9 protein-coding genes are annotated in these 11,102 nt (G+C 72.5%); 6 read left to right on the top strand and 3 right to left on the bottom strand.

Annotated elements, in window-relative coordinates; all coding sequences use genetic code 11:
• Positions 1–208: 208 nt before the first annotated feature.
• Both VFE05_00175 and VFE05_00170 read right to left on the bottom strand, forming a co-directional pair.
• Positions 209–1,201 carry a threo-3-hydroxy-L-aspartate ammonia-lyase gene (locus VFE05_00175; GenBank protein ID HET6228456.1) on the bottom strand — a complete coding sequence of 331 codons (993 nt, stop codon included), beginning with the start codon at positions 1,199–1,201 and terminating at the stop codon, positions 209–211.
• Between the two features lie 13 nt (positions 1,202–1,214).
• Positions 1,215–1,550: a rhodanese-like domain-containing protein gene (locus VFE05_00170; GenBank protein HET6228455.1), complete on the bottom strand. Its 336-nt coding sequence runs from the start codon at positions 1,548–1,550 to the stop codon at positions 1,215–1,217.
• A 556-nt stretch (positions 1,551–2,106) separates the two neighbouring features.
• Between VFE05_00170 and VFE05_00165 the strand changes: the two genes are divergently transcribed.
• From VFE05_00165 to VFE05_00150, 4 genes are all read left to right on the top strand, one after another.
• Complete coding sequence (locus VFE05_00165) at positions 2,107–2,751, top strand: DedA family protein (protein HET6228454.1); 645 nt, start codon at positions 2,107–2,109, stop codon at positions 2,749–2,751.
• 303 nt (positions 2,752–3,054) lie between these two features.
• Positions 3,055–4,197 (top strand): LysM peptidoglycan-binding domain-containing protein, encoded by a 1,143-nt coding sequence (locus tag VFE05_00160; GenBank protein ID HET6228453.1) that lies wholly within the window; start codon positions 3,055–3,057, stop codon positions 4,195–4,197.
• A gap of 49 nt (positions 4,198–4,246) precedes the next feature.
• Positions 4,247–5,254, top strand: coding sequence for a PRC-barrel domain-containing protein (locus VFE05_00155; GenBank protein ID HET6228452.1), 1,008 nt, complete (start codon positions 4,247–4,249; stop codon positions 5,252–5,254).
• A gap of 555 nt (positions 5,255–5,809) precedes the next feature.
• Positions 5,810–6,502, top strand: a complete 693-nt coding sequence (locus VFE05_00150; GenBank protein ID HET6228451.1) for a methyltransferase domain-containing protein — start codon at positions 5,810–5,812, stop codon at positions 6,500–6,502.
• A 262-nt stretch (positions 6,503–6,764) separates the two neighbouring features.
• On the opposite strand, the gene VFE05_00145 is transcribed toward VFE05_00150, so the two are convergent.
• A complete protein-coding gene (locus tag VFE05_00145) occupies positions 6,765–8,165 on the bottom strand; it encodes a hypothetical protein (protein ID HET6228450.1) in 1,401 nt (466 codons plus the stop codon).
• A 459-nt stretch (positions 8,166–8,624) separates the two neighbouring features.
• Between VFE05_00145 and VFE05_00140 the strand changes: the two genes are divergently transcribed.
• Both VFE05_00140 and ispG read left to right on the top strand, forming a co-directional pair.
• Positions 8,625–9,197 (top strand): hypothetical protein, encoded by a 573-nt coding sequence (locus VFE05_00140; GenBank protein ID HET6228449.1) that lies wholly within the window; start codon positions 8,625–8,627, stop codon positions 9,195–9,197.
• 306 nt (positions 9,198–9,503) lie between these two features.
• Positions 9,504–10,751 carry a flavodoxin-dependent (E)-4-hydroxy-3-methylbut-2-enyl-diphosphate synthase gene (gene ispG, locus VFE05_00135; GenBank protein ID HET6228448.1) on the top strand — a complete coding sequence of 416 codons (1,248 nt, stop codon included), beginning with the start codon at positions 9,504–9,506 and terminating at the stop codon, positions 10,749–10,751.
• Positions 10,752–11,102: the final 351 nt, after the last annotated feature.

The following is an 11,102-nucleotide window of genomic DNA, read 5'->3' as shown; positions in this document are numbered from 1 at the left end:
CGCGGCGGCCACGGTGTTGACCGTCACCACCGCATGCCCGGCGCCGCCCAGCACCCGCTCCACGATGCGGCACACGGCGGGCTCGTCATCCACCACCAGCACCGTGCCGCATGCCGGGCTGTTCCCGTTGGTCTCGCTCATCCGTCCCTTCCCGTCCAAGCTGCCGCCGGCACGTTCCCCATCTCCGGCTCTCGCCTTCTTCCCCCGTCTACGTGCCCGCCAGCAGCGCGCAGGCGGCGGCCAGGTCCACGTTCCCGCCGCTGATCACCACGCCCACCCGCGAGCCTTCCGGCACCGCACCGCCCGCCAGCAGCGCGGCGACGGGCACCGCGCCGGAGGGCTCGATCACCACCTTCATCCGCGCCCACACGAAGCGCATGGCCTCCACGATCTGCGCGTCGGTCACGGTGCGCATCTCGTGCACCAGCGCGCGGACGAGCGGGAACGTGAGGCGGCCCAGCGAGGGCGTGCGCAGTCCGTCCGCCACCGTGGGCGGGTTGTGCACCGCGTGCAGCTCGCCGGTGCGGAACGAGCGCGTGGCGTCGTCGGCCGTGTCGGGCTCCACGCCGACCACGCGGCACCCCGGCGACCACTCGGCCGCGGCGATGGCGGAGCCGCTGAGCAGCCCGCCGCCGCCGCAGGGGACGAAGAGCGCGTCCATGGGCCCCGCGTCCTCGAACAGCTCCATGGCGGCGGTGCCCTGGCCGGCGATCACGTCGGCGTGGTCGTACGGCGGGACCAGCGTCATGCCGCGGTCGCGCTGGAGCCCGGCGGCCAGCTCCTCGCGCGAGACGCGCTGGCGGTCGTACAGCACGACCTCGGCGCCGTAGCCGCGGGTGCCTTCCACCTTGGCCACGGGCGCATCTTCCGGCATCACCACCACGGTCGGGATGCCCAGGATGCGCCCGCTGAGCGCGACGGCCTGCGCGTGGTTGCCGGACGAGAAGGTGACCACGCCGCGCCGCCGCTCATCTGCCGAGAGCTTCGACAGGGCGTTGAAGGCGCCGCGAAACTTGAAGGCGCCGCCGCGCTGGAAGGCTTCGCACTTCACGAACACGCTGGCGCCCACGCGCTCGTCCAGCGTGCGCGAGGTGAGCACGGGCGTCCGGTGCGCGTGCCCGTGAAGGCGCGCGGCGGCGGCGCGGACGTCTGCGGCGCCGGGGAGCGCGGCGGGGGCGGCGGTGTGGGCGGTGTCGGTCATGCGGAGGGCGGCGTCAGTAGGTGCGCAGCGACGGGTCCACCTCGCCGGCCCACGCGTTGATGCCGCCGGCCAGGTTGAGGACGCGCGTGTAGCCGTTGGCCTGGAGGAACTGCACCACGTTGGCGCTGCGATGGCCGCTGCGGCACTGCACGATCACCTCGTCCGCCGGGTCGATCTCGTCCAGCCGCCCGGGCAGCTCGCCCATGGGGATGAGGCGCGCCCCGTGCGCCGCCAGGTTGGAGATGTCCCACTCGAACGGCTCGCGCACGTCGACGATGGTGAGCGAGTCGCCGCGGTCCAGGCGGGCCTTCAGCTCGGCGGGGGTGATCTCGGGCACTTCTTCCGGCATGCGCTTCTCTCGGGCGGCGAGGCGGACGGATGGGGTGGAGGTGGAAAGGTCAGCCGTGCGGAGCGGGTCCGCAAGGACCATGCACCGTATCCGGCCGGACAGGAGCGGGAGCTCTGTAGATGTGTAGATGAACTCTCGTGGCCTCCGCGCTCTCCTGCTCCGCGCCGCCTTGGCCCTACGACGGCGGTGGGCTCCATTCGTAACTCCGGGCCCTCCATCCAATGAAACCGACCCACTACCGCGGGCGAATGGAGAGACGGTCGATCGGTCGCGGAGCGGCTGCATCTCGGTCCGAACTGTAGATCGGATGCCCGGCGGGCTTCTCACGCCAGCGGATGCGCGACGGGGAGGATGCGGAGAGCGGGGGGTACGACTGCGTCGAGCGAGCCGTTAATCGGCCAGATTCTGCGCTTCGTCGGGTAGCCAAGCGCGGTTGCCAGGCGGAAGCGCAAGCGGGTGGCGCACTTGTATCCGGGGGCGCGGGCGGATACGATTCCCGGCCGCGCAGGCACGGGCCCGCGCCCCACGCCCGAACGGCAGCCAAACAGCGAGCGAGATGGATCTCCTACACGGTTTCGTCGACCTGGTCCTGCACCTGGACAAGCACCTCACCGACCTGGTGCAGAACTACGGTGCGTGGACGTACGCCATCCTGTTCCTGATCATCTTCTGCGAGACGGGGCTGGTGGTGACGCCGTTCCTGCCCGGCGACTCGCTGATCTTCGCGGTGGGCGCGCTGGCGGCGAACGGCTCCATGAGCATCGTGCTGCTCTGGCTGCTGCTCGTGGGCGCGGCCATCCTGGGCAACACGGCCAACTACCTGCTGGGCGGCAGCATCGGGGGGCGGGCGGTGCGGCGGAAGTCGCGCTTCATCAAGCCCGAGTACCTGGAGCGCACGCACCACTTTTACGAGAAGTACGGCGGCAAGACGCTCATCATCACCCGCTTCGTGCCCATCATCCGCACCTTCGCGCCGTTCGTGGCGGGGCTGGGAAAGATGCCGTTCGGGAAATTCACGTCGTACAACGTGGCGGGCGGGCTGCTGTGGGTGACTCCGCTGCTGTTCGGCGGGTACTTCTTCGGGAACCTGCCCGTGGTGCGCGACAACTTCGGCATCGTCGTCATCGCCATCGTCGTCATCTCCGTGCTGCCGGCGGTCGTGGAGTTCGTGAAGGCGCGCCGGACGAAGGCGGCGGCGTAGGCGGAGCGCTCCACCATCCTGCGCTCACGGTAGATGGGAACCGGGCCCGAAGTACCGCGTCGAACCGGCGGGATGGATGAGGTCGCGGCGCAGGCGTGAACCCGTCTGAGGGTGCGGGGCGCGTGTTTCGAGAGCATCGTCGTCGAGTCCGGCGCGTGATGACCGGTCGTCTCGCGTGATGTGATGCGCTGCACGCCGGTGCGAGTCGCGAGATCCCCAATCCGGCCGAGGGAATGGCGGACGGGCGATGTGGAGATCCTTCCTTTGTGGCGGTGGCACGCTGCTTCCAAGCTCAACCATCTCATGTACCTGAGCCGATACAGACTTCCGCTCGCCCTGGCGGCTTCGCTGCTCGCGTCCGCTCCGGCGGCGGGGCAGACGGCGGCGCCCGTGCGCGCGGCCGGGCAGGGCGACACGATTCCGGCACCCGTCGCAACCGCGATCACCGCCACCCAGCGCGCGCCTTTCGCCGTGGAGGGCAGCGGCGAGGCCGTGCCGCGTCCCCCGCGCCCAGCCGTGGTCTGGTTCAAGCCCGACACCATGCGTGGCGCGGCCGGCCGCGACGCCGACGCGCCCGCGGACACCGCCCGCCGCCCCACGCGCCCGGTCACGCGAGCGGACAGCATCCGGGCGCGCGCCGCCGCGGCTGCCGCCCGTCCGCGTACGCACACGGTGGCGGCGGGCGAGACGCTCACCGGCATCGCGCGGAAGTACGGGCTGACGCTGGCGGCGCTGCGGGCCGCGAACCCCACGGCTCCCGCGAGCGTTCGGACGGGCACCGTGCTGCGCATCCCCGCCTTGCCCCGCCCGGCCACGCCGCCCGCCGCGGCTCCGGGCGCGAAGCCCGCACCTGCAACGCCTGCACGGACCCCGCGTGTGGACACGGCGCGCACCCGGCCCCGCCGCCCCGCATCTGCCGACAGTACGCGGGCGGGCTCGGCTCGGGCGGACTCCGCGGCGCTGAGGCCGCGCCGCAGCACGTCTGCCGACAGCGCAGCCGCCGCGGGACGCAGGCGTGCCGCTGCCGCCGCTGCGGACTCCGCTCCGCCGAAGCTCCGCCGGCGTACACCTGCCGACAGCGCCGCCGCGGCTGCGGGGAGACGCCGCGCTGCCGCTGCCGCGACCGATTCGGCTGCCGCGCGTCCCGATGCGGCGAAGCCCGCAGCACGGCCAGCGGGGGCGGCGCGGACGGGGGCTCAGGCGCCCGCCACGGCGAAGCCCGGCGCTCCCGGCGCGCATCCTGCCAGTGGGTCCGGTGCGGCCGCGAGGGCCGCCGCGGCCGGGGCCCGGGCGGCCCGGCGCACGCACGTGGTGGCGCGCGGCGAGACGCTGTTCGGGATCGCGCGGCGGTACGGCGTGCCGGCGGCGCGCATCCGCGAGGCGAACGGGATGAGCGGCGACCAGGTGAACGCGGGACAGACGCTGGTGATTCCGCCCGCCACGTAGCGCGGCGCGGCACCGGCGCGGCAGCATCCACCCAACCAAGGGAGAGACCATGGACCCCCAGTCTGCGCCGCGCGGCGAGGTGCTCCGCGCGAAGGACTTCATGGGCTGGAACGTGTCGGACGCGCGGGGCGCCAAGGTGGGCACCGTGGGCGACCTGCTGATCGACCGCAGCGGGAAGGTGCGCTTCCTGGCCGTGGACACCGGCCTCTTCCGCAAGAGCGTGCTGCTGCCCATCCGCGGCCTCAACTGGGGCGAGGACTCGCTCGTCGCCACCGACTGGAGCGCCGACGAGATCAAGGCGCTGCCGCCGTACCAGAGCGACCAGCCGCTCACGGCCGCGGTGCTGGCCGAGCTGGAGCGCGCCTACCCCCGCTTCTACTCCGAGCGCCCCACCCAGCTGCTGGACAACACGGGCGAGGCGCACATCGTTCCGCTCAGCCAGGCGAAGGACTTCAAGCTCTCGGCCGGGGCGCCCACGCTGCGCGGCTGGAACGTGTTCGGCGCAGACGGCGAGCGCGTTGGTGTGATCAGCGAGATGCTGGTGGACCCCGTGCTGATGAAGGTGCGCTATCTGGACGTGGACCTGGCCGACGACCTGTTCCAGCTCACCGAAGACCGGCACGTGGTGGTGCCCACGGAGATGGTGGACCTGCGCGAGCGCGGCCAGGACGTGTGGGTCAAGGGCCTGCCGGCGCGCGCCGTGGCCGAGCTGCCCGCGTACATGGGCGGCTCGCTTGACCCGCTGGTGAAGGAGCGCGTGGACCGCGCGTTCGCGAACGTCGACCCCAACGCCCCTTCCGCGGCGGCCGAGACAGCGCCCGCTCCGGCCGCACCCGTCGCCGTCTCCGAGCCGCCGATGTCCGCTCCTCCGGGGCGCCCGGAGTTCTCGGTGCCGTCTTCGGCCACCAGCTCGGCGCCCGCGGGCGAGCTCGACGACCGCGGGCCGGATCGCCCGGTGATCGTGGAGACCGGCAGCGGCCCGTACTCCGCGCCCCAGGGGCCGCCGCCCATCATCCGCGAGGACCTGGGGGAGCGCGACCCGGACCGCGTCGGCTGAGCGTCGCCGCCAGCGTTACGCGGGCCCGGATGCCATCCGCATCCGGGCCCGCAGTTCGTACTGTAGATGTGTGGCTTCCGTAGATGCGCGTTCGGCAGATGCGGGTTCGATGGATGCGTGCTCGGTAGATGCTGGATTCGGTGGATACGCGGCAACTCGCGCTTCGTCCGGACGCATTCGGCCGATGCGATGGGCGATTCGAGTCCGGAAGATGTGTCCGTGCCGATGTCGCGCCGGGCGCGTAAACGCGGGCTACGACGGCGCGAAGACCGCTGCGCGGCCTGCGCCGGAGAACGCGTCGCGCGTCCGGATCCACGACGTGCGGGAACCGATGCAACCGCGCTCCACTGCCGCCGCCCGGTAGGGGAGCACCTGCGTGTGCTCCTTCGGCTCAGCAGCGAAATCGCGTCAGTCTCGCGTCGCCCGCCCTGCATCTACCGCACGTGTCTCTGCGGATGGTTTCGCGCGGGACCGCGGCTTGCCCCCGCTCTCCAGCATTCTCGCGTCCGTGAGCCGGCGCGCATACCGATCCCCAACTTCTTCTGCCCGCGCGAGATGACCGACGCCGTACCGGGACCATCGCTGGAAGCCGAGTTGCGTGCGGAGTTCGCGGTGCGCGAGGAGCCGTTCTCGCACGGCGCGTTCAGCGTGAGCGTCCTGCTCCCCCGCGCGGCCGAGGACCTGATCGACGAGTCGGACTTCAACGTGGACGAGCGCCTGCCGTACTGGGCCGACCTGTGGCCGTCCGCCCGCGCGCTCGCCCGGCACCTGCTGGACGAACCGCCGCCCGCGGGGCAGGTCGTGGAGCTGGGGTGCGGCGTGGCGCTGCCGTCGCTGGCGCTGCGCTCCGTGGGCGCGTCCGTCACCGCGACCGACTACTACGCCGAGGCGCTTCGCTTCGCCCGCGCCAACGCCGAGCGCAATGGCCTGCCGCCGCTGCCCACGGCGGAGCTGGACTGGCGCGAGCCGCCAACCATCGGCCCGTACGACCTGGTCCTCGCCGCCGATGTGCTGTACGAGATGCGCAACGCCCGCAGCCTGGCCGCGCTCCTCCCGCGCATCGTGGCGCCCGGCGGGAGCGTGCTGCTGGCGGACCCCGGCCGCGTCTACCTGGCCGACTTTCGGAAGATGATGCTCGCCGCCGGCTGGATCGCAGAGGCGGTGACCGTGCGCGCGGAGCGCTCCCTGACTGCCACCGGCGAGGTGGTCAGCAAGGTAGGCATCCTCCGCCTCACCCCGCCCGCCTAGCCGCCGGACATCCCCGGCCGATCCGCCGCCGCCCGTTCAGGGCGTTGCCGATCCTGTACCTACCGACAGCAGAAGCCCTTCTCCGGCGCGGGAGAAGGGCTTCGTCGTCTGCCGCTGCTTCGGTCAGTCCGGTGGATCGGAAGCACTCGCCGGTGCGGGGCGAGACGCCGGTGCCTGACGGGCAGCTCGTCGATCGGGAAACACAGCGGGCCGGGGGAGCGGATCGGCTCCCCCGGCCCGCTGTTCATCTACCGAATGCGCTTCAGAAGGAGTGCTGCACGGTGAGGAGCGGCATGGGCGTCCGGCTGTCCTTGCCGCGGGCGAGCACGGCCAGGCCGGAGGGCTCCACGTGTACGTGCCAGCCGGAGAGGGCCTCGGTCTGGCGCGTCATGGCCTCGCCCTTCAAGGCGTGGTACGTGCCGAAGTAGCCGGCGGCGGCACCCACGGCGGTGGTCGCGGCGCCGGTCTTCACGTCGCCCGCGATGACGCCGACGCCCAGGCCCACCAACCCGCCCGCGATGGTGCCCAGCGCGTTCACGCTCGCCTGGCCCACGGAGAAGTCGGTGCGCCTCACCATGCGGTCGCCCAGGTACAGCCCGCTCAGCGCCGTTGCCATGCCGAGCGCCACGGCCGGGCGGTCCGGCATATCCGTGTCGTACGCCAGGGCGCCGCCCGCCAGCAGGCCCACGGCGCCACCGGTGTAGATGACGTTCGCGTCGCCCCACGTGTAGTCGCGGTGCCTGGCGACGTGGTTCCCGACGACGATGCCCGCCGCGCTGCCCGCCAGGGCGAGACCCGAGACCAGCCGTTCCTCCACGTTCTCGCCGCGGTCGCCGTGGACGAGGTACGCCACTCCCAGCCCCTCCGCGAACCCGAAGTCGCCGCCCGTGCCGATGGCGCGCGCGACCCCCGGCGTCATGCGGGCGTCGCGGGCCCAGTAGTAGCCCGCGAACCCCTCGGCCACGCTGGCGCCCACGGCCACGGCGGCGCGCGCCCGGTCGCGGTCGCCGCTGTCCTGGAACGTGGGGTCCGAGATCCCGTCGGCCTCAGGGCCGGCGCCCGCCAGCACGGCGTGCAGCAGGGCACCGTGCGCCGCGCCACGGGTGATGCCGTAGCCCGTCATGTTGGCCATGGCGTAGCTCACCGGCTGGTGCTGGGTGAGGGCGTACGGAATGAGGAAGCCGGCGCCGGCGGTGAGCAGGTACGCGCCCGTCTGGCCCTGGTAGCCGTGGACGTGGGCGGCGTACGGGATGGCGGGGCCGTAGAAGGCGAGCCCGGCCACCGTGGCCTGCGCCAGCAGCAGCGACCGGCCTTCCTGGTTGAGCGCTAGGCCGGGGTCGCGCACCGCCACCAGCGCGCTCACGCGCTCGCGAAGCTCGGCGACCTGCGCGGCCGTCATGGGAACGCGCCGCCGGGCCACGGTGCCGCCCGCGACGGTGGTGATCTCCAGCACGTACGACGAGTCCGGCGCCTGGAAGAGCCGTGCCTCGCGGAAGCCCTCGTACTCGCCCGTGAACAGCCCCAGGCGCGCGGCCAGCGGCCGGCCGATGAGCGTGATGCGGCCGTCGCGGTCCATCGGGACCTGCACCTCCTGCGCGCGGACCGGGCGCGCCGCGCACACGAGCAGGAGCAGCGCCAGGCAGAAGCCGGAGATTCGGATCATGAGGAAGGTTCTTCCGGTGGGTTGGACCGCGCTCCGCGGGGGAGCCGGGCGCACCGCGGGGACGCGGCGGCGAGCGGACTGGACGGTGGCGTCCCGCGGAGCGCCGGGCTCGCGGCAGCGTAAACCGGCCGGAGAGGTGCAGCGCGCGGAAGCGCCAGGTGTTCCCCGCCGGGGCCACAAAGCTCGCGCCCCGCGGCACTCCCGGCAACCCCGGACGTCCAACCGAGGCGTTACTCACCCGCGGAAAGGCGCGTCGGCAGATGTGCGGGTCGCTTCCGGCCGTGCATCCCCACCGGCCTCCGGCTTGCATCCTCCCAGCCGTCGCCCGCGCCCCGGTCGAACGCTCGAACCGAGTGGAACTATGGGCGGGCGAACGGGTTAGACGGTGAACACCTGGCGCCGCGCGGCTTCCGCAAGGGGGAGCGCCGCGGCAGCATTACCCCCGCCGGAGAAGAGATCGTGCAGAAGACCACCCGAATCGCACTCGCGGCCGCGGCCGCGCTGGCCCTGCCCGCCACCGCCCGCGCGCAGCAGACGCCGCCTGCCCCCCCCGCTGCGCCCGCTCCGGCCGGGGCGCAGGCGGAGATCGCCAGCATCCAGCAGCGGCTGGCGCAGCTCCAGCAGCAGGCGGCGCAGGACCCGTCGGTGCAGGCGCCGTCCGCCGTGTTCGACAGCGTGACGCTGGCGGCCATGGACCGGCTGGACCCCGCCGCGCCGGGCAAGCGCGCCCGCGCCGCCGCCATCAAGGGCGACGTCGACGCCGCCACCGCCGCTCACGACAACGCGAAGCTGAACGCCCTTGCGGCCGAGGCGCCGCAGCTCCAGAGCTACTTCAACCAGCTGCGCCAGCGCGCGCTCGCCCTCCCCGAGGTGCAGGCGGCGCGCAAGACGTACATCGACGCGCTGTTCGCCCGTATGAGCGCCATCGACCCGCAGGCGCAGACCATGGTCGCGCGGCTTCAGGAGCTCCGCAGCGGCGGCGCGACGGCCGCCCCGGCAGCACCTCCCGCGGCCCCGGCTCCGCAGAGCTGAGCACGGCGCAACATCTACACTCCGAAGCCCGCGAGCACTCCGCTCGCGGGCTTCCGCGCATCTCCCGACGATGCACGATGGCGGATTCGACCGGGAATCTCACGCATCGGCCCGGCTGCCGCTTCCGCTCCAGCACCGAGCCGGCTGCGCGAGTTCTTCGTCCGTCCGCGGCATCCGATCCTCATCGACCGTATCCGATCCCGAGGGGCGCTCGCGCTCCCGTCATGCATCTACCGATCGACGCGGGCTTTCCACCATTCTCGCCGCGCGGTTAGATTCACGCGTCACGCAGGCAACTCGCACCGCATGAAGAGCATGGGATCGATCCGGCGCAGGAAGACCGTCACCGTAGACGTGGGCGGCGTGAAGGTGGGCAGCGCGCACCCGGTGGTCGTGCAGTCGATGACGAACACCGACACGGCCGACGTGGAGGGCACCGTACGCCAGGTGGCCGCGCTTTGGCGCGCCGGCAGCCAGATCGTGCGCGTGACGGTGAACAACGACGAGGCGGCGCGCGCGGTGCCGTACATCGCCGAGTTCCTGGCCCAGCGCGGGGTGGACGTGCCCATCGTGGGCGACTTCCACTACAACGGCCACATCCTGCTCACCAAGTACCCGGACTGCGCGCGGGCGCTGGCCAAGTACCGCATCAACCCCGGCAACGTGGGCGCCAAGCGGCACGACGAGAACTTCCGCGCCATCGTGGAGCAGGCGGTGCTGCACGGCAAGCCGGTGCGCATCGGCGTCAACTGGGGCTCGCTGGACCAGGCGCTGCTCACGGAGCTGATGGATGCCAACGCGCTGCGCCCTGCCGACGAGCGGCGCGACGCCAAGGCGGTGATGATGGACGCCATGATCGAGAGCGCCATGCGCTCGGCCGCGATGGCGGAGGAGATCGGGCTGGGGCACGACCGGATCATCCTCTCCGCCAAGGTGAGCGGGGTGCAGGACCTGGTGGCGGTGTACCGCATGCTGTCGCCGCTCTCGGACTACCCGCTGCACCTGGGGCTCACCGAGGCGGGGATGGGAACGAAGGGCGTGGTCGCGTCCACCGCGGGCCTGTCGATCCTGCTGCAGGAGGGCATCGGCGACACCATCCGCGTGAGCTTGACGCCCAAGCCGGGCGGCGACCGCACGGAAGAGGTGCACGTGGCGCAGCAGATCCTGCAGTCGCTGGAGATCCGCTCGTTCACGCCGCAGGTCACCAGCTGCCCCGGCTGCGGGCGCACGACCTCGACTTACTTCCAGAAGCTGGCGGAAGACATCCAGGGCTACCTGAAGGACCAGATGCCCAGCTGGCGCGACACGCACCCCGGCGTGGAGGAGATGAAGGTGGCGGTGATGGGCTGCGTGGTGAACGGGCCGGGCGAGAGCAAGCACGCCAACCTGGGCATCTCGCTCCCCGGCACCTTCGAGGAGCCCAAGGCGCCGGTGTACGTGGATGGCGAGCACACGGTGACGCTCAAGGGCGACCACATCGCCGAGGAGTTCAAGCGAATCCTGGACGACTACGTGGAGAGCCACTACCCGGCGCGCGAGGCAGTCCTCGTTTAGCGGCGGGGGTTGGGTGGAGATGGACGGAAGCGCGCCTCGATCGGGAAGATCGGGGCGCGCTTCGAACTTGGGAGGCCCTCACCCGGCTCGTGCCTCGCCTGCCCTCTCCCGCAAGCGGGCGAGGGAAACGGGTTCCACGGCGCGGGTCGCGGTGTTGCCCGGGTGGGCTGCGTCGCGGTCGGGGGGTGGAGACTTGCGGCTGTGGAGCGGTTGGGGATGCGGGGCGCGGCTGCGAGTGTAGACGACCTCGACCCTGCCGCGGCGCGTCGTTCGTCTGCTCCGACGCTCCGCCGGACGGCCGTCGCGGGGGCCAGCGATTCGCTCCGGGGGCGGGGCGATGGCGGGCGCGGA

This window comes from Longimicrobiaceae bacterium (assembly GCA_035696245.1).
Taxonomy (GTDB): domain Bacteria; phylum Gemmatimonadota; class Gemmatimonadetes; order Longimicrobiales; family Longimicrobiaceae; genus DASRQW01.
Note: the sequence above shows the minus strand (reverse complement) of the source record. Positions and strands in the feature narration are given on the sequence as shown.